This window comes from Bradyrhizobium sp. 1(2017) (assembly GCF_011602485.2).
Taxonomy (GTDB): Bacteria; Pseudomonadota; Alphaproteobacteria; order Rhizobiales; family Xanthobacteraceae; genus Bradyrhizobium.
In genome coordinates this window covers 3918274-3945225 of record NZ_CP050022.2, presented here as the reverse complement: position 1 = coordinate 3945225, position 26952 = coordinate 3918274, and the positions used below count along the sequence as shown (strand labels likewise).

Below are 26952 nucleotides of genomic sequence, written 5' to 3'. Positions count from 1 at the left end.
TTTTCTGGCGTATTCCGTTGAAGGGGGCTGCCGTGTACCGCTGGTGTACCGACGAGGTCGAGCCGCACGACCGCTTCGACTATTGGCGCGAGGTGCGCGCCAAGGGATTGTTCGGCGTCACCGCCGAACTCGAGCGCGAACGACGCGCTGATTTCTTCGGCGAATTCTCGCTGCAGCGGCTTGGCGACGCTGGCCTCGTCGAGCTGAAGGCCTCGCATTATTCGGTCGAACGCAGCGCATCCGACATCGCCTACGCACCCGGCGACGCGATCTGCGTCTACCAGCAGCTCGGCACCGGCGGCTGGTTCGGCGGAATGCGCGGAAGCGACTTTTCGATCGCCGATGGCAGCTTCGCCACCAGCCACACCGACCTGCCCTACCGCACCGCGCCGCTCGGCGCTGGCGGCTTCCATCTGCGGATCCTGAAGATCCCGGTGAGCAGCATTCCGGGGCAGGACAAGCGCATGCGCGAGCTTGCCCCGCGCACGTTCGGCGATCCCGGCTTGGCGCCCCTTCTCGGCGCCTGCTTCGCCGATCTCGGCGAGGCTGCCGCGGACGATGAGGGCGCCTCCGGTGGCGCTTCGCTCGTCCAGGCCTCCCTCGTCCAGGCTCTGGCCCATCTGGCGCTGATCGAGCGCGGCATCCTGCGGCCCGGCAGCCGGCGCGGACAGGCCGCGCTGCGGACTGCCCGCCTCTCCCAGGCCCGGCGCCTGATCGCGCGCCATCTGCAGGACCCCAATTTGGCACCGGTCATGGTGGCCGACCTGCTGGGCGTATCCGTACGTCACCTGCATATCCTGTTCGAGACCGCGGAGAAGAGCTTCTCGCAGACCGTGACCGACGAGCGCCTGAAACAGAGCCGCCGCCTGATGCGCGAGGCGCCGGAACGGCTGATCGCCGACATCGCGACCTCCTGCGGCTTCGAGAGCCTGGCGACCTACTACCGCGTCTTCAACGCCGCCTATGGCATGGCCCCCGGTGATTTCCGGGCCCAGGGCCCGGAGGGGCATTAGGTCGTCGCTCGGTCGGCCTCCGGCCGAACCCGGGGCGTGAGCAGAAAACCTAGCCGCGCCCGTGATTTGGGCAAAAACCTCAGGTTTTTTAGGGTCTTCCCGCGCCCGCTCCATTGACTTTGGCCGATTCCTGCCTATGTTCCGTGGCGACGCGGCTCAGATCGAAGAGCGATTCCTGAGCCTGGCGCTTTGTTCGCGTGAGTCAGCACCCCCAGCTTCTTTGAGAGCGCGCCGTTTCGGGGTGGAACGCGACAGCCTTATTACCCTCGATTCCGAACGGCGGTTTCGACCAGAGGCTCAATGTCCTTTTCAGATCTCGGACTGTCCGAAAAAGTCCTCGCCGCAGTGGCGGCCACCGGTTACACCAACCCCACCCCCATTCAGGAACAGGCGATCCCCCACGTCCTCGCACGCAAGGACGTGCTCGGCATCGCCCAGACCGGCACCGGCAAGACCGCGGCCTTCGTGCTGCCGATGCTCACCATCCTCGAAAAAGGCCGTGCCCGCGCCCGCATGCCGCGCACGCTGATCCTCGAGCCGACCCGCGAGCTCGCGGCCCAGGTCAAGGAGAACTTCGACCGCTACGGCGCCGGCCAGAAACTCAACGTCGCGCTCCTGATCGGCGGCGTCTCCTTCGGCGATCAGGATGCCAAGCTGATGCGCGGCGTCGACGTGCTGATCGCAACGCCGGGCCGCCTGCTCGACCACACCGAGCGCGGCGGTCTGCTGCTCACCGGCGTCGAGCTGCTCGTCATCGACGAAGCCGACCGCATGCTGGACATGGGCTTCATCCCCGACATCGAGCGCATCTGCAAGCTCGTCCCGTTCACGCGGCAGACCCTGTTCTTCACCGCGACCATGCCGCCGGAGATCCGGCGCATCACCGAGGCCTTCCTGCACAATCCGCAGAAGGTCGAGGTCTCCCGCCCCGCCACCACCGCCGTGACCGTGACGCAGGCCCAGGTGCCCGCCGGACGCGAGGCGCATGAGAAGCGCGAGCTGCTTCGCCGCCTGCTGCGCGAAGCCAAGGACCTCAAGAACGCGATCATCTTCTGCAATCGCAAGCGCGAAGTCGCCATCGTTCACAAATCGCTCCAGAAGCACGGCTTCAGCGTCGGCGCCCTGCACGGCGACATGGACCAGCCGGCCCGCATGGCGGCGCTCGATCAGTTCCGCAAGGGCGAACTGCCGCTGCTGGTGGCCTCCGACGTCGCCGCACGCGGCCTCGACATTCCCGAGGTCAGCCACGTCTTCAATTTCGACGTGCCCCATCACGCCGACGACTACGTGCACCGCATCGGCCGCACCGGCCGCGCCGGCCGCACCGGCACTGCGATCTCGATCGTGACGCCACTCGACCAGAAGTCGATGGTGGCGATCGAGAAGCTGATCGGCCAGAGCATTCCGCGCGCCGAGGGCGACTACGAGGTCAACTCCGAGGCTGCCGACGGGACCGAGCGTCCGCGCGAGCAGCGCGGCCGTGAACGTTCGCGCGGTGGACGCGGCAAGACGCAGCGCGGCGAGCGACGCGGTCACGACCGCGAGCGCAGCCACGAGCCGCGCGGCGAGGCAAGGCATTCGTCCGAGGCAAGGCAAGTCGCCGAACCCAGACAAGCCTCCGAATCGAAGCGTGGGCCCGAGCCGCGTCGCGGCGCCCGCCAGCAAGCCAATGCATCGCATGTCCCGTCGATCGGCCGTCCAGAGCCGCGCCGGCAACGCGAAGCAGACGCCGAGCCGGGCGATCACTCGCATCTTCCGGCATTCCTGCTGCGGCCGGTCCGCTCCCCCGCCGGTGCTTGACGCGTGAGGCGCTCCGGGTTTCGGTTGAGCAAACCCGCGGCGCAACTTTTTAGACGCAATCGTGAACGTATATTTACGGGGTGTTCACGATCGTCCGTTAGCCTACGAACATAATTTAAGCATTGCCGCGGTCGAGTGCGCACCGACCGCCGTGGGGTATGTTCAGTGGTCAAGGTGCTCGACGAACACGAACGCACGATGGCGTTCGCCGAAGTAGCGCTCGGTCAGATCAGATCGCTTCGGCAGACGGCAATTCCCCGCAATTACGAGATCTGGTACGTCTACGCGACGGGCTACAACGCTCCGCTCAACAAGATCATCAACGAGACGCTGGCGCGCAACGGCAAGCTGACCGAAGCCGATCTCGAGCAGATCTACGAGACCTATCTCTCCCACATCAAGACCACCGACCGCATCGACAAGGTCGGCGCGCGCGTCATCGGCGAGATCGACGACGTGATGAAGGTTCTCGGCGATGCGCTCGGGATGAGCGGCGCTTACGATGCCAGCCTGTCCGGTGCGACCGAAAGGCTGTCGTCGGCCAAGAGCCGCGACCAGATCAAGTCCATCGTCGAGGCGCTGCTGCGTTCGACCAGCGAGATGCGCGAGGCCAACAAGGCGCTCGAAGGTCGCCTGACGCTGTCGAAGAACGAGATCAGCAATCTGCAGCAGAGCCTGGAGGCGATCCGCGCCGAGAGCCTGACCGATCCGCTCACGGGCCTCGGCAACCGCAAATATTTCGACCGCATGATCGGCATGGCCGTGCAAAGCGCGCTCGCCTCCGGCGAGCCGCTGTCGCTGCTGCTGTTCGACATCGATCACTTCAAGTCGTTCAACGATTCCTACGGCCACCTCACCGGCGACCAGGTGCTGCGGCTCGTCGGCCTGTCGCTGAAGCAGACCATCAAGGGCCAGGACATCACCGCGCGCTACGGCGGCGAGGAATTCGCCGTCGTGCTGCCCAACACGGCGCTGCGCCAGGCCCTCACGGTCGCCGATAACATCCGCCGCGCCGTGATGGCGAAGGAATTGAAGAAGAAGTCCACCGGCGAGATCCTCGGCCGCGTCACCATCTCCGTCGGCGTCTCCCTGCTCAAGCAGGGCGACGACACCGACGCGCTGATCGAGCGTGCAGACGCCTGCCTCTACGCCGCCAAGCGCAACGGCCGCAACCGCGTGATCTGCGAAGTCGATCCGGAATACGCGGTCGAGACGCACAACCGCGTGGCCTAGGCTTCGGAAGCAAATCTCGTAGGGTGGGCAACGGCGCGCAGCATCGTGCCCACCATCCCTCATGCATCACGCTCTTGAACGGTGGGCACGCTTCGCTTTGCCCACCCTACGCGCTGTTGTCCGGGCTGCCCTCTTGACCGGCCGCTTCTTTGCAACAGGCGTCTTCGCCGCCTTCTTTGCTTTAGGCCGCTTCTTCACCTTGGCACGCTGCGCGGCGGCGAGCGCGGCCCTCGCCCATTGCACAAGCTCCTCGGAATCGTCGAACAGCCGCGCAGGCAACTGCCAATAGGAGTTCACGGTGACGATCTTGGCGCGGGTCGAATACTGGAACGGCTTCGAGCCTTCCGCTTCGAAATCCGGGATGGTCGTCTCGTCAGCGCGAAAGAACAGTCCCGCGCGCAAGGACAGCGCGAAGTTGACGCCGTCGGCGGAGATGCCGTAGCCGGAGAACATCTTGCGGATGGTGACGGGGCCGAAATCGCCGAACAGGTCGCTGAGGAAGTCGCGGTCCATGGCCCAACTGTCTCCCCGACGTCGTCCCCGCGAAAGCGGGGACCCATAGCCACAGGGAGGAGTTTAGCGAAGACTGGCAGACACGCCAGTGTCGGTACGCGCACTGCCCATCACCGAGAGATCACGCGGTATGGGTCCCGGCGTTCGCCGGGACGACGGCGGCGTGAAACGATAAAGCCGAAACTACCCGTCAACCTTCGCCGGCCGCAGTTCGACGGACTCGCCGCAGCCGCAGGCGGAGATCTGGTTGGGGTTGTTGAAGACGAACTGGGCCTGCATCTTGTCGGCCTTGTAGTCCATCTCGGTGCCGAGCAGGAACAGCACGGCCTTGGGATCGACCAGGATCTTGACGCCCTTGTCCTCGACGACTTCGTCGGTCGGGCGGATCTCGTGGGCGTATTCGACGGTGTAGGACTGGCCGGCACAGCCGCCGTTCTTCACACCGACGCGCAGGCCCACGATCTCGGAATCGGCGCGCTGGGTCAGCTCGGTGATCCGCTGCGCGGCGGCATCCGTCAGCCGCATCACCTGCGGGCGCGGTCGCCGGGGCTTTGGTGTCGAAGCTGGTGTTGCCTGGGTCATGTTATCTATGTGGTCCGTTGCGAAGCGAATTCAATGCGAGCTGAGACCGTCACCACATGTTGAGGACGAGGCGGGCCTCGTCGCTCATGCGCTCGGGCGACCACGGCGGCTCCCAGACCACCTTGACGTCGACCACGCCGACGCCGGGGACGCTGGCGACCGCGTTCTCGACCATGGTCGGCAGCTCGCCGGCGGCCGGGCAGTTCGGCGTCGTCAGCGTCATCTGGACGTCGACCGAGCGGTCGTCCTTGATCTCGACCTTGTAGATCAGGCCGAGCTCGTAGATGTCGGCCGGGATCTCCGGATCGAACACGGTCTTGAGGCCTGCGATGATCTCGGTGGTCAGACGCTCGGTCTCCTCCGGCGGCAGCGCCGATTGAGTCTCCATCGGATTGGCTTTGATTTCGGCCGTGTCACTCATGCGAACAAATCCCGCGCCTTCAGAAGCGCCTGTGCCAGATGATCGACTTCTTCCCGCGTATTATACATGCCGAACGAGGCCCGGCACGTCGCGGTCACGTTGAACCGCTCTAAAAGCGGCATCACGCAATGGGTGCCGGCGCGCACCGCGATGCCCTGGCGGTCGATCACGGTGGCGACGTCATGGGCATGTGCGCCCTTGAGCTCGAAGGAGATCACGGGCCCCTTGCCGCGCGCCGTGCCGATCAGCCGGAGCGAGTTGATCTCGCGCAGCTTCTCCTGGGCGTAGGCCGTGAGATCGGCCTCGTGCGCGGCGATGCGCTCCTTGCCGATCGAGTTGACGTAGTCGATGGCGGCGCCAAGCCCGACCGCCTCGACGATCGCAGGCGTGCCCGCCTCGAACTTGTGCGGGGGATCGCCGTAAGTGATGAAGTCGCGGGAGACCTCGCGGATCATCTCGCCACCGCCATTGAAGGGACGCATCGCGACGAGGTGGTCGTACTTGGCCCAGAGCACGCCGATGCCGGTCGGTCCATAAACCTTGTGGCCGGTGAAGACGTAGAAGTCGCAGCCGAGATCCTGGACGTCGACCGGCAGATGCACCGCGCCCTGGCTGCCGTCGACCAGCACCGGAATGCCGCGGGCGTGGGCGATTTTGACGACGTCCTTGATCGGCACGATGGTGCCAAGCGCGTTCGACATCTGCGTGATCGCGACCAGCTTGGTCTTGGCGGTCAGCAGCTTCTCGAACTCGTCGATGAGGAAATTGCCCTCGTCATCGACCGGCGCCCATTTGATCACGGCACCCTGACGTTCCCTGAGGAAATGCCAGGGCACGATGTTCGAGTGGTGCTCCATGATCGAGATGACGATCTCGTCGCCGTCTTGGACGTTCGGCCCGCCCCAGGACGAGGCAACCAGATTGATGGCCTCGGTCGCGTTGCGGGTGAAGATCACTTCCTCGGTGCGAGCCGCGTTGATGAACTGCGCCACCTTGGCGCGGCCGCCCTCATAGGCTTCGGTCGCGGCATTGGCGAGGTAATGCAGGCCGCGATGCACGTTGGCGTATTCGGACTGATAAGCCTGTGTCATGCGGTCGAGCACGGCGCTCGGCTTCTGCGCCGAGGCGGCGTTGTCGAGATAGACCAGGTTCTTGCCGTAGACCTGCATCGCCAGCGCCGGAAAATCCGCCCGCACGCGCGCAACGTCATAGGCGCCGTTCTTGACTGCCGGATGTGTGCTCATTGGCGCCGCTCCAGCCAGCGCTCGGCGATGCCGATCACGTGCTCGCGCAAGCCGTCATCGACGATCTGCTCGATCGCCTCGCCGACGAAGGCCTGGATCAGCAACGCCTGGGCCTGCTTCTCCGGCAGGCCGCGCGCCTTCAAATAGAACAAGAGGCTGTCGTCGAGCGCGCCGGCGGTGGCACCATGGCCGCAGGAGACGTCGTCGGCGAAGATTTCGAGCTCGGGCTTGTTGTCGGCCTCGGCTTCGTCCGAGAGCAGCAGCGCCCGGGTCATCATCTTGCCATCGGTCTTCTGCGCGTCCGGGCGCACGATGATGCGGCCCTGGAACACCGAATGGGCGCGATCGTCGATCACGGCGCGGAACGTCTCGCGGCTGACGCAGTTCGGCACGGCATGGTCGACCACCAGCGTGGTGTCGCCATGCTCGGTCTTCTGCAGCAGGTTGACGCCGTTGGCCGAGAGCTCGCTGCCCTCGCCCGCCAGCGTGATGAAGCCCTGCAGGCGGCTGACCGCAGCGCCGGTCGTCATGTTGAAGAAATTGAGCTTCACGCTGGCGCCGACGGTGACGAAGTGCGACGAGACGTTCACCGCATCGGGCGCATCGTCCATCAGGCGGATATGCGCGACATCGGCGTTGTCGCCGACTGACACCAGCACGGCGTCGTTGACCTGGTAGGCCGCAGCGCCGGCGGCAACGAAGCTCTCGACAATGGTGGCGCGAGCGCCCTTCCCGATCGCGACCTGCGATCGGGTGAATGCCGATGCCGCGGCGGCGGTCGCGATGTGGATGATCTGGATCGGCGCGGACAGCTGCGCGCCGTCAGCGATCGACAGCACGACGCCGTCGGTCGCCATTGCGGCGTTCAGCGCGATCACGGCATCGGTGGCCGCGGTCTTCAGCAGACCGGCGTCCTTCTGCAACATTTCACGCAGCGTCTTGAAGCCTGCCTCGGAGGCAAGCGCCTTGACGTCGGAGAGATCCGCCACGAACACACCGTCGACCAGCACCAGCTTGCGGGCGCCTGCAATCCCATGCGCCTTCACCGCGTCCGCGGCCCGCTTCAGCGCCGCCGCCTCGGGCGCGGCTGCCAGCGGCAGCACCTCGCCGACCAGCGCACGCAGATCGGTGTATTTCCATTCCTCGATCCGGCGGTGCGGCAGGCCGAGACGCTCATAGGTCTCGAATGCCTCGCGGCGCGCCGCGATCACTTCGGGCGAACCCGGCAGCCGGCCTTCGGCGCTGGCGAAGAGATCGCTCACTGCGCGGCTACCTCCGGTCTTTGCCACAGCAACGTTCATTGCAACCAATCCTTACGCGGCCTCGAATTGCGCGTAGCCGGACGCTTCCAGCTCCAGCGCCAATTCCTTGCCGCCGCTCTTCACGACACGGCCCCTCGACATCACGTGCACCACGTCGGGCACGATGTAGTTCAGCAGCCGCTGATAGTGGGTGATGACGACCATCGCGCGCCCCGGCGAGCGCAGCGCGTTGACGCCGTCGGCCGCGATGCGCAGCGCGTCGATGTCGAGGCCGGAATCCATCTCGTCGAGGATGCACAGGCTCGGCTCGAACAGCGCCATCTGCAGCACCTCGTTGCGTTTCTTCTCGCCGCCGGAGAAGCCAACATTGACGCCGCGCTTGAGCATGTCCTGCGGAATGTTCAGCGACTTCGAGACCTCGCGGACCTTCTTGAGGAAGTCCGGCGTGGAATATTCGTCCTCGCCGCGCGCCTTGCGCTGCGCGTTCAGCGCCGTGCGCAGGAAGTTCATGGTGGCGACGCCGGGAATTTCGACCGGATACTGGAACGCCAGAAACACGCCCTTGGCGGCGCGCTCGTCCGGGCTCATCTCCAGGAGATCCTCGCCCTTGAACAGGATCTGGCCGTCGGTGACCTCGTAGCCGGGCTTGCCGGCGATGACGTGCGAGAGCGTCGACTTGCCGGAGCCGTTCGGCCCCATGATCGCGTGCACCTCGCCCTCGTTCACGGTCAACGTCAGCCCGTGGAGGATCTCACGCTCCTCGACACGAACCTTGAGGTCTTTCACTTCAAGCAAAGCCATCTTGGTATCCAGTTTATTCAATTGATGTTGGAGCGCCTCAGCGCACCGCGAGGGTCGGCAATTAGCCGACCGACCCTTCAAGCGAGATCGAGATCAGTTTCTGCGCTTCCACCGCGAATTCCATCGGCAGTTGCTGCAGCACGTCCTTGACGAAGCCATTGACGACGAGGCCGACCGCCTCTTCCTGGCTGAGGCCGCGCTGGACGCAGTAGAACAGCACGTCCTCGGAGATCTTCGAGGTCGTCGCTTCGTGCTCGAAGGTCGCGGAAGAGTTCTTGGCTTCGATGTACGGCACGGTGTGTGCGCCGCATTTGTCGCCGATCAGCAGGGAATCGCAGGCGGTGAAGTTGCGCGCGCCGGTCGCTTTCCGGTGCGCGGTGACGAGCCCGCGATAGGTGTTCTGCGACTTGCCGGCGGCAATACCCTTCGAGATGATCCGGCTCGACGTGTTCTTGCCGAGATGGATCATCTTGGTGCCGGAATCGACCTGCTGGAAGCCGTTCGAGATCGCGATCGAGTAGAACTCGCCACGCGAGTTGTCGCCGCGCAGGATACAGCTCGGATATTTCCAGGTGATCGCAGATCCGGTCTCGACCTGGGTCCAGGAGATCTTGGAGTTGGCGCCGCGGCAGTCGCCACGCTTGGTGACGAAATTGTAGATGCCGCCCTTGCCTTCCGAATTGCCGGGATACCAGTTCTGCACCGTCGAGTACTTGATCTCGGCATCGTCGAGCGCGACGAGCTCGACCACGGCCGCGTGCAGCTGGTTCTCGTCGCGCTGCGGCGCGGTGCAGCCTTCGAGGTAGGAGACGTAGGAGCCCTTGTCGGCGATGATCAGCGTGCGCTCGAACTGGCCGGTGTTGCGCTCGTTGATGCGGAAATAGGTCGACAGCTCCATCGGGCAGCGCACGCCCGGCGGCACGTAGACGAACGAGCCGTCGGAAAACACCGCCGAGTTCAGCGTCGCATAGAAATTGTCCGAGGTCGGAACCACCGAGCCGAGATATTTCTGCACGAGTTCAGGATGCTCGCGGATCGCCTCCGAAATCGGCATGAAGATCACGCCGGCCTTCTTCAGCTCCGCCTTGAAGGTGGTCGCGACCGAAACCGAATCGAAGACGGCATCGACCGCGATCTTGCGGCGGGCCGGATCTTCCTCGCCGGGCTTCGGCTCGACGCCTTCGAGCATGGCGACTTCCCGCAAGGGAATGCCGAGCTTCTCGTAGGTCTTGAGGATCTCCGGATCGATCTCGTCGAGCGAGGTGACCGTCTTCTTCGGCTTCGGCGCCGCGTAATAATAGAGGTCCTGGAAGTCGATCTTGGGATAGTCGACGCGTGCCCAGGTCGGCTCGGTCATGGTCAGCCAGCGCCGATAGGCCTCGAGCCGCCACTGGAGCATCCAGGCGGGTTCGTTCTTTTTCTGCGAGATGAACTTTACGATCTCTTCCGACAGCCCCTTGGGGGCCTTCTCGGTGTCGATCAGGGTTTCAAACCCATAACGATACTGGTCGACGTCGATGCGCTTCACGCGCTCGACCGTCTCTTGTACGGCTGGCATTCCATCCTCCGCTCGCGGTTTCAAGGACCGCGGTGGATCAAACTCGGACGAGTATTACGATGTTTTTGCGCGGAAAGCACGGGCTTAGAACCGTTCAAGCCCTGTTTCATCGCTTAGTCCTTAAGTAGGCTATTACCGAGCTTTCGCCAAGCCTCTAACGCCCTATTGATGTCATCTGGTTCCGTGGACCAGCCCAGACTGAGACGCACCGCTCCCTGGGCGACCGCAGGATCGTAGCCCATGGCCGAGAGGACATGGGACGGCTGAACCTTCCCGGAGGAACAGGCGGAGCCGGACGACACCGCCACGCCTGCGAGGTCAAAGCCGATCACCGCCGTCTCCGCCTTCAGGCCGGGTGCGGTGAACAGGACGGTATTGGGCAACCGCTCGACATCGTTTGCAAAGATGGTCGCCCCGGCAATGGCCCGAAGGCCATTTTCCAAATGATCTCTGAGGCTTGCCATCCGCTCCAGATCTTCCGGAAGAGTCTGAAGCGCCCTTTTGACCGCCGCACCAAAGCCGGCGATCCCGGCGACATTCTCCGTTCCCGCCCTGCGGTTGAGCTCCTGCCCGCCGCCTCGCAGCACCGGCTCCAGCCCGGCGAGCCCTTCCGCTACCGCCAGCGCACCGACACCTTTGGGGCCGCCGATCTTGTGCGCAGAAAAGGTCGCAAGGTCTGCGCCTATATCTCTGATATCGAAAGGGATTTTTCCGAGCGCCTGGATCGCGTCGACATGCAGGAGACCACCGGCCTCATGAACGATCCGCGCCGCCTCCGCGATCGGCTGGAGCGCGCCCGTCTCGTTGTTGCCTGCCATGATCGAGACCAGCGCCGGGGGACCGCCGGCGAGCTGAGCCTTCAGATGTTCAAGGTCGACCACGCCCGAACGCCTGACGGGAATCAACTTGGTCCGCTCCGCCAGGAATCGGCCGCCCGCCAGCACCGAGGCATGCTCGACGGCCGAGACCAGAAGCCGTTCGACCGGCCCGCTCGATGGACTGCGCAGCCCGGGCGCCAGCGCCAGCGCATTGGCTTCGGTTCCGGCGGAGGTGAAGACGACGTTCCGCGGCAGCGCCCCCACGGCTGCAGCGAGTGCGGCACGGGCGTCCTCGACCAGGCGCCGCGCCTCGCGCCCCTCGGCGTGGACCGAGGATGGATTCCCGATCAGGTCGTATGCAGCCAGCATCGCGGCCCGCGCCTCAGCGCGGAGCGGCGTGGTCGCGTTCCAGTCGAGATAGACCCGGGTCGGCATCGAGTAAGATATTACCTTTCCTCACGAAGGTTCTTGCGCCGTCCCCGACATGGGCCGCGGGCCCGCGCTTGGCAACCGATGATTCCGAATGCGGGGCCGTCGGTGACGCGACCATGACACGCTAACGTCTTGAGCCCATTGGGCGATGTTCAAGATGCTTGCTTTTTGACCCTCTGCCTATGTTAGAACCCGCACCGTCAAGTCACCGCGCGCCGTCAGCGCATCACCGCTACGCGCGCCCTCTCACCCTTCATTCGCGCTTTCGTCGGCATCTGCCGACGAGGCCACAATCGGTTGATTGCCAAGGACCGTCCTCCAGGAAATCAATCAAGAGATCATCGATGCCTGAAGTCATTTTCACCGGCCCTGCTGGCCGCCTCGAAGGCCGCTATCATCCGGCCAAGCAGAAGAACGCGCCGATCGCGATGATCCTGCATCCGCATCCGCAGTTCCACGGCACGATGAATCATCAGATCGTGTACCAGTGCTACTACGCCTTCGCGCATCGCGGCTTCTCCGTGCTGCGCTTCAATTTCCGCGGCGTCGGCCGCAGCCAGGGCTCGTTCGACCACGGCACCGGCGAATTGTCGGATGCGGCGGCCGCGCTCGACTGGGCGCAGACCATCAATCCGGAGGCGCGCGCCTGCTGGGTCGCCGGCTTCTCCTTCGGCGCCTGGATCGGCATGCAGCTCCTGATGCGTCGCCCCGAGGTCGAGGGCTTCATCTCGATCGCGCCGCCGGCCAACCTCTACGACTTCTCCTTCCTTGCGCCCTGCCCGTCTTCGGGCCTGATCGTCCATGGCGAGAAGGACGCGGTGGTGCCGCCGAAGGACGTCAACACGCTGGTCGAGAAGCTGAAGACGCAGAAGGGCATCGTGATCGACCAGCAGGTCATCCCCGGCGCCAATCACTTCTTCGACGCCAAGCTCGAGCCGCTGATGGAGACCATCACGGCCTATCTCGACATGCGGCTGGCGAACGTTCGCTGAGCTTACGCGAAAAGACCTTGTAGCCCGGATGGAGCCAAGCGAAATCCGGGCTACGGGTGCGTCGCTCAAGCCAGCTTGAGCGCCACAATTCCCATCAGCACGAGAGCGATGCCGGCAAGCTTCATCGCGCTCAAGGTCTCGCCGAACAGCACGACGCCCATGACGAAGGTGCCGGCCGCACCAATGCCAGTCCCCACCGAATAGGCGACGCCGACCTCCAGCACTTTCAGCGCGCGTCCGAGCAGGAAGACGAAGGCGGCGAGCAGCACCAGCGAGACGATGCTCCAGCCCACGCGCGTATAGCCTTCCGCGTACTTCATCGAGATCGCCCAGCCGACGTCGAGCGCACCGGCGATCACCAGCATCAGCCAGGCCAGAGATTGCGACATCGCGTGCGCTCAGGCCGCGAGCTTGAGCAGATGCGCGTCGTAGCGGACGAGGAAGGCGCGCAGCAATTGCGGATAGTCCGCGCCGACCGCGGCACGCACGCTCGGACGCTTTGCGAGCGCCGTTCGCCACGCGCGGACCTTGGGCAGATCGGCGAAGACCCCGAGCTCAGTCAGTTCATCGAACACATCGAAGTAGCGGAAGATCGGGGCAAACACCGCGTCGACCAGGCTGAATGCATCGCCGGCAAAATAAGGCCCTTGGCCCAACGCCGCCTCCACGCGAGCGAACTTTGCGGCCAGCGCCTGACGCTTGCTCTCGAACGTTGCTGGGTCGGTCGTCGTTTCCAGCCCCCAGAGGTCGCCGAGGATGGCAGAGCCGAATTCCATCCAGGCGCGATGCTCGGCGCGCTTCAACGGATCGGCCGGATGCAACCTGGCGCCGCCCTGCGTCTCCTCGATGTACTCGCAGATAACGTTGCTTTCGAACAACGCGACCTCGCCCTTGTCTGTCGTCACCACCAGCACCGGCACCTTGCCGAGCGGCGACAGTTTCAGGAACCAGTCGGGCTTGGCGGCGAGATCGATATCGATCCGCTCGAACGGTACGCCCTTCTCCTCCAGCGCGACCACGGCGCGCTGCACATAGGGGCAAAGCTTGTGGCTGATCAGTTTCAGTGAAGCGGTCATGGCAAAGATCCGACGGTTGATGCAATTGCATCTATGATAGATGCATTTGCATGAATTCGTCAAGATCAATGCACTTGCATCAATCCGATGTTGGTCAGGGCCGCGCGATCACCCCGCCCGTCATCGGCATCGGCACCCCCGTGGTCGCCGGATAGGACAGCGGCAGCCCCTTCAGGCCGCGGGCGGCGAGGAAGCCGAACGCCTGCGCCTCGATGGCGTCGGAAGCCCAGCCGAGCGTCTCGGCGGCCTCGACGGTTGCCGACCCCACGCGCTCTCGCAGCATGCGCAGCATGGTGAGATTGCGGGCGCCGCCGCCGCAGACGATCCAGCTGCGCGGCCGCCGCGGCAACAGTGGAATGATGCGGGCGATCGCGGCCGCGGTGAAGGCCGTGAGCGTCGCCGCACCGTCGGCCGGCGGGACGTCGGCAAGCCTCAGCGCGGCAAAATCGTTGCGGTCGAGCGACTTTGGCGGTGGCGCTGCGAAGAACGGCAGCTCCAGCGCCCGCGCTATCCAGGCCTGATCGGCCTTGCCGAGCGCTGCGAACTTTCCTTCCGCATCGAACGCCTGGTTCATGGTGCGGTACATGAAATCGTCGAGCAGCGCGTTGCCGGGACCGGTGTCGCAGGCGATCAGCGTGTCGTTACCGTCGATATAGGTGATGTTGGAGACGCCGCCGATATTGACCACGACGATCGGGCCCTCGCGTTCCAGCGACTGGGCCAGCGCGCGGTGGTAGACGGGTACGAGGGGCGCGCCCTGCCCGCCGGCCTCGACGTCGGCGGCGCGGAAATCAAACATCACCGGAATATGGATTGCCTTGGCCAGTGCGGGGGCATCGCCGATCTGCACCGTCAGCCGCCGCTCGGGGCGGTGCAGCACGGTCTGGCCGTGAAAGCCGACGATATCGATATCCTCCGGCTTCATCCGGTTCTGGGCGATGAAGGCCGCGACCGCCTCGGCATGAGCCCACGTCACCGCACGCTCGGCCTCGGCCAGCACGCCCGGCCGGGCATCGCGCTGCGGCAAATGCACGGCCTCGCTCAGCGCCCGGCGCAGCACCTCGCGCTCTGTCGGACCATAAGGCCGGTACCCCGACGGTCCGAACGCCTTGACCTGCTTTCCATCGGTCTCGATCAGCGCGACATCCACCCCGTCCAGCGAGGTGCCGCTCATCAAACCGAGTGCCGTCAACATCATGGATCAGCGTCCTCAAGAGATTGCTCGGCATGCCGATCTTGTGCCAGAGGGACACATCTTATAATGCCACAGCGCCAAATGGCGGGCGGCCAGCGGGTTCCCACACAAGACCCTTAAATTGCCCCCAAAACAGTAAACCAAGAATTGTCAGGCACGCCGACAGATGACTGCATTTAAATCGGATTTCCTCAATATCCTGCAGGAACGTGGTTTCATCCACCAGTGCTCCGATTTCGAGGGGCTGGACGCGCTCGCCGCCAAGGGCGAAGCGACCGCCTATGTCGGCTACGATTGCACCGCCCGCTCGCTGCATATCGGCAACTATCTGACCATGATGATGCTGCACTGGCTCCAGCAGTCCGGCAACAAGCCGATCACGCTGATGGGCGGCGGCACCACCATGGTGGGCGATCCCTCCGGCAAGGACGAGACGCGCGCGATGCGCACCGTCGCCGAGATCGAAGCCAACAAGGAATCGATCCGCGGCGTGTTCGCAAAGGTGCTGCGCTACGGCGATGGCAAGAGCGACGCCGTCATGCTCGACAATGCGGAGTGGCTGACCAAGCTCAACTGGATCGAGATGCTGCGCGACGTCGGCCGGCATTTCTCGGTCAACCGCATGCTGACCATGGACTCCGTGCGGCTGCGCCTCGAGCGCGAGCAGGAGATGAGCTTCATCGAGTTCAACTACATGGTCTGCCAGGCCTACGACTTCGTCGAGCTTGCCAAGCGCACCGGCTGCAAATTGCAGATGGGCGGCTCGGACCAGTGGGGCAACATCATCATGGGCGTCGATCTCGGCCGCCGCATGGGCACGCACCAGCTGTTCGCGCTGACGACGCCGCTGCTGACGACCGCGTCCGGCGCCAAGATGGGCAAGACCGCGCAGGGGGCGGTGTGGCTCAATGCCGACCAGTTCTCGCCGTATGATTTCTGGCAGTACTGGCGCAACACCGAGGACGCCGACGTCGGCAAATTTTTGAAGCTGTTCACGACGCTGCCTATGGCTGAGATCAAGAAGCTCGAGGCGCTCGGCGGCTCGGAGATCAACGAGGCCAAGAAGGTGCTCGCGACCGAGGCCACCGCGCTGCTGCACGGCCGCGATGCCGCGAACGAAGCCGCTGAAACCGCGCGGCGGACCTTCGAGGAAGGCGCGCTCGCCGAAAGCCTGCCGACGGTGGAAATTCCGCGTGGCGAACTCGACGCGGGTCTCGGCGTGCTTAACGCCTTCGTCAAGGCAGGCTTGGTTGCCTCCAACGGCGAAGCCCGGCGCCAGATCAAGGGCGGCGGCCTGCGCGTCAACGACGAGCCGGTCGGCGACGAGAAGATGGCGCTGTCCGTTGCCAATCTGACGCCGGAGGGCGTGATCAAGCTGTCCTTCGGCAAGAAGAAGCACGTGCTGATCCGGCCTGCATAGGCGTATGAGCTTTTCGCTGCTTGTCAGGGCGCGCCGATGCGCGCTCCCTGACGGGCAATGGATCAGAACACGCCCAGGGAAACGTCGAAGGAACAAGCCGGACGCACCAAGCACGACGCGGTGCGCACCGCGCTCGTGATCCTCTGCCTGTGCTTCACGCTGGCTGTTCTTGGCCGCGGCCTCAGCGAGAGCTTCACGGTCTTTCTCAAGCCGATCTCCGAAAGCTTCGGTTGGGATCGCGCCGAGGTGGTCTCGATCTATTCGCTCACCTGGCTCATCAGCGGACTGACCGCGCCGCTGGTCGGGCGCCTGTTCGATCATTCCGGTCCGCGCATCGTCTACGCGCTCGGACTGTTCCTGCTTGGCTCGGCCTTCCTGATCGCGAGCCAGGCGCAGGCGCTCTGGCAATTCCAGCTCTCGATCGGATTGTGCGTCGGCATCGGCGTCGCCTTCATCGGCAATGTACCGAACTCGATCCTGCTCGGCCGCTGGTTCGGGCCGCGGCTGCCGACCGCCATGGCGGTGGTCTATTCGGCGATGGGCGGCGGCGTCCTGGCGCTGCTTCCGGCTTCGCAGCTCCTGATCGACCGTCTCGGCTGGCGCGAGACGTATCAGCTGTTCGGCTTCGCCGCGCTCGGCTTGCTCGTGCCGCTGCTGCTCCTGCCCTGGCGCATGTTCGCGGCGGGCTCACCGCACGTCGCCAAGAAAAGCGATCCGGACTTCATCGACAGCGGCTGGACACTCGTCAGCGCGATGCGCCATCATGCGTTCTGGGCGCTGTTCTCGACCTTCTTCTTCACCGCCGTCGGCATGTACGCGATCGCCGCGCAGATCGTGGCCTACCTGATCGATGCCGGATTTGCGCCGCTGCAGGCTGCAACCGCCTGGGGGTTCTCCGGCGTCGTGCTGGTGTTCGGCATGCTCGGGGTCTCCGCGCTGGACGGGCTGATCGGGCGCCGGCCATCGGTGCTGCTGAGCTACGCGATCTCGATCCTCGGCATCGTCCTGCTCTGGCTCTTGCAGTTCTATCCGAACATCATCCTGCTCACCGGTTTCGTCGTTTGCTTCGGCAGCATGATGGGCTCGCGTGGTCCGCTGATCACCGCCACCGCGATGAAGATCTTTCGCGGCAAACGCGTCGGCACCATTTTCGGCACCATCTCGATCGGCAGCGGGTTGGGTTCGGCCTTCGGCTCATGGAGCGGCGGCCTCATCCACGACTTCACCCACGGCTACGATCTGTTGCTCGTCTTCGCACTTGCGAGCGTGATCCTCGGGATGATTCCATTCCTGATCGTCCCCGCCTTGCGGGAGTAGGTCTCCTAGAAGTAACTTGAGCGCATCGGCGTCACCGGGAAATTACGGACGGGCACCCTACAAGCAGGTGCACAAGACCTGCTTCGCAACCGGCTAAATGCAGGGCGTGCGGTGTTTTGTCCTACATGACGAAAATGTCAGGACGGAATTGTTCCTGGGTGGCTTGCGGGACAGAACTGAATACGATCCAAGTCGCCCATTGGATGGAGGGCACAAACCAATGAACTTTCCTTATCTCACTCGCTTTCAACCGGTTCTCTTGAGCCTGTTTCGCTTCATCACCGGCCTGTTGCTGTTCCAGTACGGCATCGCCAAGCTGTTCAAGTTTCCGGCTGTTCCGATGTTCGCAAAAGTCGAATTGATGTCGATTTACGGCGCGGCGGGCACGCTTGAACTGGTGCTTGGCGGGCTGTTGATGGTCGGCCTGTTCTCGCGGCTTGCGGCCTTCATCCTGTCCGGTGAGATGGCTTTCGCCTACTTCATGGGACACATGTTCAGGGGCGAAGCGCCGGTCTTCCTGCCGCTGCTCAACGGCGGCACCGCGGCGATCCTGTTCTGCTTCGCCTGCCTTTATCTGTCGGCGGCAGGCGCAGGCCCGATCAGCGTCGATGCGGCGTTGGGCAATGAAAGCGAATCGTCCGGCGGTGCATTCGCACGGCGCTGACGCGCTTGACGAGCAAGTAACGGATGACACCGGCAGCTTCGCCGGTGTCACCTACCGCGAGCCCAGCACGTTCCAGATCAGGACGAGGGCCGCCACGAGCAGCACGGTCATGATGAGGCGGTGAACGAATCCGTTCATCGCCGTCCCGACCAGGCTCGATCACGACCAAAATCCAGCATCATTCCTCTCCGCGACCCGACCCGCCATGCGCAGGCAGGGCACGTTGCGCCTGCACATTTGCGCATGCGGCTGCGAACGCTGCATGCGTGGCAGCGCGCCGCGCGCGTCCGTTCATGAATGGTAAGAACTTCATGCTACCGACGCGAGCAATAACAACCATTCCGTAGGGGCTGCGATGAAGCTGCTGAGTCATTTCAAGATCCGCACCAAGCTCGCCAGCATGGTCTGCCTCGCGGCGCTCACGGTTACGGCCATCATCGTTGTATCGGCCGTGCTGAGCAAGAGCCGCATGGTGGAGGATCGCGTCCAGCAGATGCGGACCGCGGTGGACCTCCTCCATAATTACGCTCAATCGCTCCAGGACGAGGTGACCGCCGGCAAGCTCACGCAAACCGAGGCCAAGGGCCTGTTCCACCAGCGCGGCCGCCGCATGAGCTTCAACGGCGGCCAGGGCTACCCCGTCGTTTACAACGCGGACACCTCCCTCCTCATCAACGGCGCCAACCAGCAGCTCGAAGGCAAGATCACCGGCGCCAAGGACTCCAACGGCGTCCTGATCGCCGACGCCATCATCAAGGCCGGCGCCGAGACTGCGCAGGGCGGCGTGACCTCCTATCTCTATCCCCGCCCCGGTCAGACCGAGCCGGTTCGCAAGACCGTGTTCACGCGCAAATTCGCGCCCTGGAACGTGACGATCAGCTACGGCCTCTATGTCGACGACATCGATGCCGACGTGCGCGCGCTGACGCTGGAGCTCGGCGCCATCGGCATCGGCCTGATGCTGCTGATGGCGGCGCTGTCCTGGCTGATTGCCCGCGACGTGCTTGGCGCCCTCGACCGCCAGAAGAACCGCATGCAGGAGATCTCCGACGGCGCTATCGACAGGCCGGTCGAGGAGACCTATCGCGGCGACGAAATCGGCCGCATGGCCGAGACGCTCGAAGTGCTCAGGCAAACCGCACTGACGGCCCGGAACCTGGAAGCCGCGCAAGTCGCCACCAAGGCGCGCAGCGAGCAGGAGAAGCGCGACGCCCTGATCGCGCTGGCCGACCGCTTCGATGCCTCCGTCGGCCAGCTCGTCGGCCTGATGGCATCCGGCTCCGGCGAACTCGAGAGCACTGCCAAGTCGATGTCCTCCACCGCCGAGGGCACCAACCGCCGTGCCGCCGTGGTCGGCTCGGCCGCCACCGAAGCCAGCCAGCGCGTCCAGACGGTCGCCGCGGCCGCCGAAGAGCTGTCCTCCTCCATCACCGAGATCAGCCGTCAGGTCGCGCAGTCCGCCGAAGTCACGGGGCGCGCGGTCGACAGTGCCCGCCGCACCGATACGATCGTGCGCGCGCTGTCGGACGGCGCCCAGCAGATCGAGCATGTCGCCGAGCTGATCTCCAGCATCGCGGCCCAGACCAACCTGCTGGCGCTCAACGCCACCATCGAGGCCGCGCGCGCGGGCGAAGCCGGTCGCGGCTTTGCGGTCGTCGCCTCCGAGGTGAAGTCGCTGGCAAGCCAGACCGCGGAAGCCACCCGCGAGATCGGCGACAAGATCGCCCAGATCCAGGGCGCGACCAAGGAGGCCGTGGATGCGATCGGCGGCATCACCGCCACCATCGAGGAGGTCAGCCGCATCGCCACCTCGATCGGCGCCGCGATCGAGGAGCAAGGCGCCGCCACCGCCGAGATCGCCCGCAGCGTCTCGCAGACCGCGGAGGCGACAAGGGAGGTCACGACCAATATCGGCGCGGTCGGCACCGCCGCGAACGAGACCGGCAATGCCGCCGACATGGTGCTCGCGGCGGCTTCAAACCTCTCCAAGCAGGCCGAGCAGCTCTCCGGCGAAGTCGGCACGTTCCTCGCAGGCGTGCGCGCGGCGTAGGCGGTTGTGAACCTCTCCCGCTTGCGGGAGAGGTCGGCGCGAAGCGCCGGGTGAGGGCTTTCGCCTCATTGGGAGTCGCTCAGCGGAGGCACCCTCTCCCCCAGCCCTCTTCCGCAAGCGGGAGAGGGAGCGCACCTTCCTCGTAGCTGCAATCGGCTCTGATCAGCGACGAACTCCAACGAGCTCGTTGCTATCGCCGCGCGAGGGTGCAGCCGCTCGAGAGCTGGCGCGCCGAGCCGGTCGAGCCGTCGTTCGATTGCGAGGGGAATTCGTCGAACGGCGAGTTCTGCTTGCCGGTGTTGAACTCGAAGATCTTGCGGAACAGGCCCGGCGCCATCGCCGAGATCGGATTGACGCGCATCACGGGCGCGGCCGGGGTGCCGACGACCTCGTAGGTCACGCCGATCAATCCCTCATTGTTGCCGCCGCCGAGGAAGATGCCGAACAACGGGATCTGACCGAAGATGTTGTTGACGCCATACATCGGCACGAAGGTGCCGCTCATGCACACCTGGTTGCCGGGATAGTCGATCGATCCTTCGATGGTGGCGCCGATCATCGGACCCTTGACCACACCGTCGCGGATGGTGAGCGAGCCGTTCTGCCGGGTGAATTCGGCGCGCAGCGCGCTGAAAGAGACGCCGCTGCCGGTGCCGTTAGGGGCGCCCGCGGCAACGCGCTCGAGCTGCGCCTCGCCCTTTACCGTGAAATCACGCACGTTGATGAGGCCTTCGCGCGACGTGTTCGCCTCGGATGTCGGCGGCTCCATCGCCACCACCATCTGGCCGCCGACCGCCTTGGTGTAGATATCGGTGAAACGCAGCAGCGCGCCGGCATCGTTGGTCTGGAGGTAGATCACCTCGCGATTGCCCTGGGCGCGGCCGCCGCGCAGGTCGGCTGCGATAGGCGTATCGCGCCCGATCTTGCCGCTCAACGTGAAGGCCTTGATCGCACCATTGCGTTTCGACATCTTGGCATCGAGGCTGCGCATGGCCTCGCCATTGAAGCCCGCGACCGCGCCGAGCTTCACGTCGATGTCGAAATCGACGTTCTTCATCTTGTTCTTGTCGTCCTTGGAATTGCCTGAGATCGCCGACTTCAGGAAGCCGCGGCCGTCGAACACGTCGCCACGCATGGTGCCGCGCACCACGCCGTCCTGGCTGCGCTCCACCTTCAACGACGCCTTGTCGCCGTCGGTCGGCGCGTAGGTCGGGAAGTTCGCGTTCATGAGGTCGCCGCTCGCATCGACCTCGAGCGAACCCTTGATCGAGGCGCCGCCGCCCTCGATGACGATGTCCTCGAAACGCGTCGATTGCGTCGTCGGCACCACTTTGAAGCTGGCCTTGCCGGATTTGCCCGGCAGCTTGACCCAGCCGGGCAGGATGTTGTCGAGCCTGACCGCGGTCAGGTCGGCCTCGACGCCGAGCCTCGTCGTCTGGTCCGCGCCGCTCGCGATCCTGCCCGACAATTTGATCGGCAGCGATCCGCTGATGGAGGGGCTGAGATCGAAGCCGAGCCGCGCGCGGCTGGCATCGTCCAGCGTCGCCTGCAATCTGACGTCCGCGTCGCCCTCGGCCGGCTTGCGATAGTCGAGCGAGGCCGCCTGCCCGTTGATCTTGACGTCGCCCTTGACCTGATAGCCCTGGTTGCTCGCGACGATCTTGAGGTTGTTGGCCTCCAGCTTCTGGTTCATCACCAGTTTGTCGGCCGAGAAGCCGTTGAGGTCGGCCGTGACGGCGTAGGTGGTGTCGGATTTGGTCAGCTCGCCCTTGACCGGCATGGCGAGCTGGATGTTCGCCGAGAACGTCCCCTTGCTGGTGTTGGGGTCGACGACCGTCGACGACAGATCGCTCAAGCGATCGTTGGAGAGCATTTCGGCCGCCGCGGGCACGGGGCCGTCAACGCGAAACTTCGTTCGCGACGGCGACGGTTTCGGCGCCATGTCCGGCACCTCGAAGGTGAAGTCGGAGATCGTGATCTTGCGACCTGCCGGCGTATCGGCAATCCCTTGGGCGATGTTCACGGTCGCCGTGCGGCCCGTCACGCGTGCCTTCAGATCGGCATCGTGCACCACCGGCATTCCGTCCACGGGCCGGACTGCGACGCCGCTTGCCACGATGTTGACCGACAGGCCGTCGTCGGGAATCGGCGGCCCCTTGCGCGGAAGGTTCTTCGTCGGCGAATTAACGCCGATCTCGATGCGCTGGAGCGTGCCGCGCTCGATCCGCTCGATCACCCATTCGCGCAGCTCGGGAACCACGAGCGTCGGCCACATCCGCTTCAGCGCGGAGGCCGACATCGGCGTTCCCGCAAACCCAAGCGTCAGCCGCGGCTCACCCGAATAATCGATGGCGCCGGTGCCGGCGACGCCGATCTCGCCATTGCTGATATCGGCCTGCGTCAGCAGGAACCGCTTGTGGTCGGTATCGAAGCGGAAGCCGATCGCGATGCGGTTGAAGACGAGCGGCGGCTCGTTGTCGATGCCGCCCAGCAGGATCGACCCGCCGCTGAAGCCGAGCTGCCAGTCATTGGAGGTGCCGTTGGGCGGCTCCAGATGCGCCAGCAGCGTCAGGCGGTTCGCGCCGGAGAGGATCTTGAACGGTGCGACCAGCACCCGCCGGTTCGCGTCCCACTCGACGTTGATCTCGGCCTGGTCGATCGCCATCGGATAGTCGGGCGTGTCGGTATCGATGATGTTGCCCGCGCCGACCGCGATCTTGCCGCGGAAGAAGGTCGGCACGCCGTCGCGGCCGAGCTCACCCTTGAGCTCGCCGGTCAGCGGCAGGTCGGCGGTATAGGTGAGATCCTTGACCCGCAACGCGAGCAGGATGTTGGAGGTCGAGACCTTGTCGGCGCGGATGTCGACCGAGCGCACGCCGTTCTCGACCGGTCCGATCGTGGCGCGCAGCATCCACGGACGCGCGCCCTCCTCGCCGAGGCTGAGCGCGACGCCGCCGCGGCTCGGCCGGCGCAGGCTGAGCGTGATGTTCTCGAACGACCATTTGCTGCCGCGCTGCTGATCGTCGACGATCAGGTTGCCATTCTTCAGGCCGATCTCGTTGAGGTTCTGGCCGTCGAGGCCGGTCATGCTCAGGCTGTCGAGCCAGTCGAGCCCCTGAAGGATTCCGCTCTGCGCGCTCGCCTGGGGCGCAGCCTGAGAGGCGTCCGGGCTCGCCGGCTGTGCAGCGAAGGGCGGCGGCGGCACGCCGTTGCGCGGGAATGTCGGCGGCAAGCCCGCCTCTTTCTTGGAGGCCACGCCCGTTGCCAGCGGCTTTGCGGTGTCGCCGGCCGAGACGGTGACGGTGCCGTCAGGTGCGATGCGGATCGCCAGCTCGGCATCCACGAGGTTGAGGCTTTCGGCACGCAGGTGCCCCATCAGAAGTCCCGCGCCCGACAGCTTCACCTCCGCCTTCGGCGCGCTGGCGACGACGACATGATCGCGATCGCGGACGACGATGTCGCGGATGCGGACCGCGACACGGACCCGCCCGGCCCGCTCGATCTGGGTGCCGCCAATCTCCACGGTGTTGCCGTGGCCGATATTGTCCTCGATCGCCGCGGCCAGCCATGGCGTTGCGATGTCGAGATTGATGGGACCGGCGCCAAGCCGCCACCACAGCGCACCGAAACAGCCGACGAAGATGACGATCAGGGCCCCCGTCACGATGGCGAAGCGTTTCAGCCAGCGGCCGCCGCCCAGCCAGCGGCGCAACGATCCGAACCCGTCACCGAAGCGATAAAGACCCGAATTGGAACGCGCCAACAGCCGGCGCGCGCGATGGCCCGCGGCCGCCTCCTGATCCGGATCCCAATCGGCCTCGTCCCATTCCTGCGGCCCAGATTGGCCGCCGCGCCGATCGAAATTCCGATTGTGGTCCTGGGGCGACGTATTCCTTGCCATTGCCTCTCGATACAGGCGCCCATCGTAGGATTGAGCACCGCCGGGACCGCAGCCGTCGATGGGGAGCGAGGCCCCCTGCGCCGGCACTGCCGCCATACCTCGAATGTTCCTGCTGTTCGTCATTTCGCCCCGGAAGCGCGTTCAACGAGCAGTGGGGTGGTCGGTGGAATTCCTTGTAACCATACTCCGGCGTCGTCAGACTTGCCCAGCCGAGGGCGCGATTCCGGCACACCGGACGAGAGTTGCAATACCGCTTTTGTTGACCCGCCGAAAGCGACGAAAGGAAGGCGTATGTCCAAGAAATCCCGAAAGAAATCGCCCAAAACGCCCTCCGGCAGTCCGACGGCTAAAACGAAGACCGGGAAAACCCGGGCAGCGACTCGAACAAAGTCCGCGAAAACACAGCGGACGCCGGCCAGCAAATCAACCGCGACCATCGCAAAAGCAGGATCACATAACGCCGCATCGAAACAGTTAAATTCCTACAAATCGTCCGCGGCGGCGAAGGCCGTCTTGACCGAAGGCCAGAAGGCCCCCGCCTTCCATCTGCCCCGCGACGGCGGCGACGTGGTCACGCTGGCGGACCATGCCGGGCACAAGCTCGTCCTGTTCTTCTACCCTCGCGCCGACACACCGGGCTGCACCCGGGAAGCCATCGACTTCACCCGGCTGGCGGATGCCTTCGCTGTCGCCGGCACGGCCGTGCTCGGCATTTCAGCCGACCCGTTAAAGGCTCAGGAGAAGTTTCGCGACAAGCACAAGCTCGGGATTCCCCTCGTCTCCGACGAGACGCATCAGATGCTCGAAGCCTATGGCGCCTGGGGCGAAAAATCCATGTATGGCAAGAGCTTCCTTGGAATCCTTCGCACCACGGTGCTGGTTGGACGCGACGGCAAGGTCGCCAGGATCTGGCGCAATGTCCGGGTCGACGGTCACGCCGACGAGGTGCTGGAAGCGGCAAGAGGTCTTTAACCAGTCCTTTAAATTCGAATGTTCCTGTTTCCGGAAAATTAACCATGACCGGCCCAGATTGCTGCGGCAATTAGGCCGTACGGACTCATCCGACCGGCGCGGGAGTGCCGATGTCGAAAAGTTCTGCCCAATACTCGCAGTACCCCCAACATCACCCTCACGACCACGGACGAGCCTTCCACCGGCGTCCAGCCGCCGCTGCGGCGGCGGTCGCGATTCCCCTGCCCGCCGCTGATGACGCCTACACCATCGTCCATGCCGGCAAGCAGGTCCGCTTCGGGCCCGTGGTGTTCTGGATCGTGGTCGGCACGGTCGTGCTGCTCGGTCTGTGGTCGGCCGCGACCGCCACCTATTTCGCCTTTCGCGACGACGTCCTGACCCGGCTGATCGCCCGCCAGGCCGAGATGCAATACGCCTATGAAGACCGTATCGCCGAGTTGCGCGCCAAGGTGGATCGCACCACCAGCCGGCAGCTGCTCGACCAGGAGCAGTTCGACCAGAAGCTCGACCAGATCATGAAGCGGCAGACGGCGCTGGAGTCCCGGGCCACGGCGCTCGGCGCCATGCCCGATGTGACCGGATCGATCCCGCGCGCGACAATGCAGCGCGGCGACGCCGGCCAGAACGCGACGCAGGGCACGCCGAAGCCTTCGCCGATCAGCGACACCGTGATCTTCGTGGCACCCCCGGACCGCGAAGCGCGGCTCGAGTCGCGCGCGCCTACGGTTGCAGCGCCACCGACCAGCCAGTTCGCCAAGAACCAGGGCTTCGACAACGTCCTGGTCCGGCTCACGACCTCGCTCGATCAGGTCGAGCGGCGCCAGATGGCGGCGCTCAACGCCGTCGAGGAAGGCATGGATTCACGCATGCGCCGGATGCGCGGCGTCGTCAGCGATCTCGGCCTCAACCTTGCCAATCTCGAAGCCGCCGTGCCGCGCAGCGCGATGGGCGGACCTTTCGTACCCGTCAAATTGACGCCCAACTCTGGGCCATTCGAGAAGCAGCTCTACCGCATCAACACCACGCGCGCCGAGTTAGACCGTCTCAATCGCACGCTGGCCCTGGTGCCCTATCGCAAGCCCGTCATCGGCGAGGTCGAGTTCACCTCCGGCTTCGGCGTGCGCAGCGATCCTTTCCTCGGCAGGCCTGCGATGCATACCGGGCTCGACTTCCGCGCCGCCACCGGCGATCCCGTTCGCGTCACCGCCAACGGCAAGGTGGTCTCCGCCGGCTGGTCGGGCGGCTACGGCCGCATGGTCGAGGTCGATCATGGCAACGGGCTCTCGACCCGCTACGGCCATCTCTCCGAAATCAACGCCAAGGTCGGCGAGGTCGTGAAGATCGGCCAGGTGATCGGCCTCGTCGGTTCGACCGGCCGCTCCACCGGTCCGCATTTGCATTATGAGACCCGCATTGAGGGCGAAGCGGTCGATCCGCAGAAATTCCTGCGCGCCGGCGTGCGGCTCAGCGCGGGCTGATTCCGTGTCTCTCTCTTGATCCGTTAGCGCCGGCCACCGCCCATTCCACCTCCGGGGCCACCGAAGCCACCACCACCCATTCCACTCCCGGTTCCCATCGATCCGCCGGGCGCGCCCGATGCCACCGGGACCTGACGGGCCGCTCGGACCTGTCAGCGCAGGGCCGGACGGCGCACCGGGCTGGCTGTGCGCGTCATTCCCCGCCCAAGC

General features: G+C 64.9%; 22 protein-coding genes. 10 read left to right on the top strand and 12 right to left on the bottom strand.

Going from position 1 to position 26952, the window contains the following annotated elements; genetic code table 11:
* Nucleotides 1-32 precede the first annotated feature (32 nt).
* The 3 genes from HAP40_RS18640 (at nucleotide 33) to HAP40_RS18630 (ending at nucleotide 4046) form a co-directional block, all read left to right on the top strand.
* A complete protein-coding gene (locus tag HAP40_RS18640; RefSeq protein ID WP_166816435.1) occupies nucleotides 33-1013 on the top strand; it encodes a helix-turn-helix transcriptional regulator in 981 nt (326 codons plus the stop codon).
* Nucleotides 1014-1313: 300 nt separating this feature from the next.
* Nucleotides 1314-2813, top strand: coding sequence for a DEAD/DEAH box helicase (locus HAP40_RS18635; RefSeq protein WP_166816436.1), 1500 nt, complete (start codon nucleotides 1314-1316; stop codon nucleotides 2811-2813).
* Nucleotides 2814-2978: 165 nt separating this feature from the next.
* Complete coding sequence (locus HAP40_RS18630; RefSeq protein WP_166816437.1) at nucleotides 2979-4046, top strand: GGDEF domain-containing protein; 1068 nt, start codon at nucleotides 2979-2981, stop codon at nucleotides 4044-4046.
* Nucleotides 4047-4112: 66 nt separating this feature from the next.
* On the opposite strand, the gene HAP40_RS18625 is transcribed toward HAP40_RS18630, so the two are convergent.
* The 8 genes from HAP40_RS18625 to HAP40_RS18590 all read right to left on the bottom strand — a co-directional run bounded on the left by HAP40_RS18625 (nucleotide 4113) and on the right by HAP40_RS18590 (nucleotide 11680).
* Nucleotides 4113-4559 (bottom strand): TfoX/Sxy family protein, encoded by a 447-nt coding sequence (locus HAP40_RS18625; protein WP_166816438.1) that lies wholly within the window; start codon nucleotides 4557-4559, stop codon nucleotides 4113-4115.
* Nucleotides 4560-4742: 183 nt separating this feature from the next.
* Nucleotides 4743-5141: a HesB/IscA family protein gene (locus HAP40_RS18620; RefSeq protein WP_166816439.1), complete on the bottom strand. Its 399-nt coding sequence runs from the start codon at nucleotides 5139-5141 to the stop codon at nucleotides 4743-4745.
* A gap of 49 nt (nucleotides 5142-5190) precedes the next feature.
* Nucleotides 5191-5562: an SUF system Fe-S cluster assembly protein gene (locus HAP40_RS18615; protein ID WP_008558582.1), complete on the bottom strand. Its 372-nt coding sequence runs from the start codon at nucleotides 5560-5562 to the stop codon at nucleotides 5191-5193.
* Nucleotides 5559-6806, bottom strand: a complete 1248-nt coding sequence (locus HAP40_RS18610) for a cysteine desulfurase (protein ID WP_166816440.1) — start codon at nucleotides 6804-6806, stop codon at nucleotides 5559-5561. The genes HAP40_RS18615 and HAP40_RS18610 overlap by 4 nt, the downstream gene beginning before the upstream one ends.
* On the bottom strand, nucleotides 6803-8107 hold the full coding sequence (sufD, locus tag HAP40_RS18605) for a Fe-S cluster assembly protein SufD (RefSeq protein WP_166816441.1): 1305 nt from the start codon (nucleotides 8105-8107) through the stop codon (nucleotides 6803-6805). The genes HAP40_RS18610 and sufD overlap by 4 nt, the downstream gene beginning before the upstream one ends.
* 12 nt (nucleotides 8108-8119) lie before the next feature.
* On the bottom strand, nucleotides 8120-8869 hold the full coding sequence (sufC, locus tag HAP40_RS18600; RefSeq protein WP_061848239.1) for a Fe-S cluster assembly ATPase SufC: 750 nt from the start codon (nucleotides 8867-8869) through the stop codon (nucleotides 8120-8122).
* 61 nt (nucleotides 8870-8930) lie between these two features.
* Nucleotides 8931-10427 (bottom strand): Fe-S cluster assembly protein SufB, encoded by a 1497-nt coding sequence (sufB, locus tag HAP40_RS18595; protein ID WP_166816442.1) that lies wholly within the window; start codon nucleotides 10425-10427, stop codon nucleotides 8931-8933.
* Nucleotides 10428-10540: 113 nt separating this feature from the next.
* The gene (locus HAP40_RS18590; RefSeq protein ID WP_166816443.1) at nucleotides 10541-11680 is read right to left on the bottom strand and encodes a cysteine desulfurase family protein; all 1140 of its coding nucleotides are present in this window, start codon (nucleotides 11678-11680) and stop codon (nucleotides 10541-10543) included.
* Nucleotides 11681-12021: 341 nt separating this feature from the next.
* Here HAP40_RS18590 and HAP40_RS18585 point away from each other — a divergent pair, with 341 nt between their 5' ends.
* Nucleotides 12022-12669, top strand: a complete 648-nt coding sequence (locus HAP40_RS18585; protein ID WP_014495555.1) for an alpha/beta hydrolase — start codon at nucleotides 12022-12024, stop codon at nucleotides 12667-12669.
* A 65-nt stretch (nucleotides 12670-12734) separates the two neighbouring features.
* Here the strand turns inward: HAP40_RS18585 and HAP40_RS18580 are convergent, their stop codons facing one another.
* The 3 genes from HAP40_RS18580 to HAP40_RS18570 all read right to left on the bottom strand — a co-directional run bounded on the left by HAP40_RS18580 (nucleotide 12735) and on the right by HAP40_RS18570 (nucleotide 14943).
* Nucleotides 12735-13058: a DMT family transporter gene (locus HAP40_RS18580; RefSeq protein WP_166816444.1), complete on the bottom strand. Its 324-nt coding sequence runs from the start codon at nucleotides 13056-13058 to the stop codon at nucleotides 12735-12737.
* A gap of 9 nt (nucleotides 13059-13067) precedes the next feature.
* On the bottom strand, nucleotides 13068-13745 hold the full coding sequence (locus HAP40_RS18575; protein WP_166816445.1) for a glutathione S-transferase family protein: 678 nt from the start codon (nucleotides 13743-13745) through the stop codon (nucleotides 13068-13070).
* Nucleotides 13746-13839: 94 nt separating this feature from the next.
* A complete protein-coding gene (locus HAP40_RS18570) occupies nucleotides 13840-14943 on the bottom strand; it encodes an anhydro-N-acetylmuramic acid kinase (protein ID WP_166816446.1) in 1104 nt (367 codons plus the stop codon).
* 163 nt (nucleotides 14944-15106) lie between these two features.
* Here HAP40_RS18570 and tyrS point away from each other — a divergent pair, with 163 nt between their 5' ends.
* From tyrS to HAP40_RS18550, 4 genes are all read left to right on the top strand, one after another.
* A complete protein-coding gene (tyrS, locus tag HAP40_RS18565) occupies nucleotides 15107-16360 on the top strand; it encodes a tyrosine--tRNA ligase (protein WP_166816447.1) in 1254 nt (417 codons plus the stop codon).
* Nucleotides 16361-16417: 57 nt separating this feature from the next.
* Nucleotides 16418-17677, top strand: a complete 1260-nt coding sequence (locus HAP40_RS18560) for an MFS transporter (protein WP_166816448.1) — start codon at nucleotides 16418-16420, stop codon at nucleotides 17675-17677.
* Nucleotides 17678-17897: 220 nt separating this feature from the next.
* The gene (locus HAP40_RS18555) at nucleotides 17898-18341 is read left to right on the top strand and encodes a DoxX family protein (protein ID WP_166819455.1); all 444 of its coding nucleotides are present in this window, start codon (nucleotides 17898-17900) and stop codon (nucleotides 18339-18341) included.
* A gap of 355 nt (nucleotides 18342-18696) precedes the next feature.
* The gene (locus HAP40_RS18550) at nucleotides 18697-20391 is read left to right on the top strand and encodes a methyl-accepting chemotaxis protein (protein WP_166816449.1); all 1695 of its coding nucleotides are present in this window, start codon (nucleotides 18697-18699) and stop codon (nucleotides 20389-20391) included.
* Between the two features lie 190 nt (nucleotides 20392-20581).
* Here the strand turns inward: HAP40_RS18550 and HAP40_RS18545 are convergent, their stop codons facing one another.
* Nucleotides 20582-24388, bottom strand: coding sequence for a DUF3971 domain-containing protein (locus tag HAP40_RS18545; protein ID WP_166816450.1), 3807 nt, complete (start codon nucleotides 24386-24388; stop codon nucleotides 20582-20584).
* Between the two features lie 195 nt (nucleotides 24389-24583).
* Between HAP40_RS18545 and HAP40_RS18540 the strand changes: the two genes are divergently transcribed.
* Nucleotides 24584-25264, top strand: coding sequence for a peroxiredoxin (locus tag HAP40_RS18540; protein ID WP_166819456.1), 681 nt, complete (start codon nucleotides 24584-24586; stop codon nucleotides 25262-25264).
* Between the two features lie 110 nt (nucleotides 25265-25374).
* Complete coding sequence (locus HAP40_RS18535; protein ID WP_208024762.1) at nucleotides 25375-26742, top strand: M23 family metallopeptidase; 1368 nt, start codon at nucleotides 25375-25377, stop codon at nucleotides 26740-26742.
* Nucleotides 26743-26952: the final 210 nt, after the last annotated feature.

Bases quoted from the DNA above. Each gene is read 5' to 3' on its own strand.
- HAP40_RS18635 (WP_166816436.1), top strand. From the start codon at position 1,314: ATGTCCTTTTCAGATCTCGGACTGTCCGAAAAAGTCCTCGCCGCAGTG.
- HAP40_RS18580 (WP_166816444.1), bottom strand. From the start codon at position 13,058: ATGTCGCAATCTCTGGCCTGGCTGATGCTGGTGATCGCCGGTGCGCTC.
- HAP40_RS18550 (WP_166816449.1), top strand. From the start codon at position 18,697: ATGAAGCTGCTGAGTCATTTCAAGATCCGCACCAAGCTCGCCAGCATG.
- HAP40_RS18555 (WP_166819455.1), top strand. From the start codon at position 17,898: ATGAACTTTCCTTATCTCACTCGCTTTCAACCGGTTCTCTTGAGCCTG.
- HAP40_RS18610 (WP_166816440.1), bottom strand. From the start codon at position 6,806: ATGAGCACACATCCGGCAGTCAAGAACGGCGCCTATGACGTTGCGCGC.
- sufC (WP_061848239.1), bottom strand. From the start codon at position 8,869: ATGGCTTTGCTTGAAGTGAAAGACCTCAAGGTTCGTGTCGAGGAGCGT.
- HAP40_RS18575 (WP_166816445.1), bottom strand. From the start codon at position 13,745: ATGACCGCTTCACTGAAACTGATCAGCCACAAGCTTTGCCCCTATGTG.
- HAP40_RS18535 (WP_208024762.1), top strand. From the start codon at position 25,375: ATGTCGAAAAGTTCTGCCCAATACTCGCAGTACCCCCAACATCACCCT.
- HAP40_RS18570 (WP_166816446.1), bottom strand. From the start codon at position 14,943: ATGATGTTGACGGCACTCGGTTTGATGAGCGGCACCTCGCTGGACGGG.
- HAP40_RS18620 (WP_166816439.1), bottom strand. From the start codon at position 5,141: ATGACCCAGGCAACACCAGCTTCGACACCAAAGCCCCGGCGACCGCGC.
- HAP40_RS18585 (WP_014495555.1), top strand. From the start codon at position 12,022: ATGCCTGAAGTCATTTTCACCGGCCCTGCTGGCCGCCTCGAAGGCCGC.
- HAP40_RS18590 (WP_166816443.1), bottom strand. From the start codon at position 11,680: ATGCCGACCCGGGTCTATCTCGACTGGAACGCGACCACGCCGCTCCGC.
- HAP40_RS18560 (WP_166816448.1), top strand. From the start codon at position 16,418: ATGGATCAGAACACGCCCAGGGAAACGTCGAAGGAACAAGCCGGACGC.
- tyrS (WP_166816447.1), top strand. From the start codon at position 15,107: ATGACTGCATTTAAATCGGATTTCCTCAATATCCTGCAGGAACGTGGT.
- sufD (WP_166816441.1), bottom strand. From the start codon at position 8,107: ATGAACGTTGCTGTGGCAAAGACCGGAGGTAGCCGCGCAGTGAGCGAT.
- HAP40_RS18625 (WP_166816438.1), bottom strand. From the start codon at position 4,559: ATGGACCGCGACTTCCTCAGCGACCTGTTCGGCGATTTCGGCCCCGTC.
- HAP40_RS18615 (WP_008558582.1), bottom strand. From the start codon at position 5,562: ATGAGTGACACGGCCGAAATCAAAGCCAATCCGATGGAGACTCAATCG.
- sufB (WP_166816442.1), bottom strand. From the start codon at position 10,427: ATGCCAGCCGTACAAGAGACGGTCGAGCGCGTGAAGCGCATCGACGTC.
- HAP40_RS18545 (WP_166816450.1), bottom strand. From the start codon at position 24,388: ATGGCGGCAGTGCCGGCGCAGGGGGCCTCGCTCCCCATCGACGGCTGC.
- HAP40_RS18540 (WP_166819456.1), top strand. From the start codon at position 24,584: ATGTCCAAGAAATCCCGAAAGAAATCGCCCAAAACGCCCTCCGGCAGT.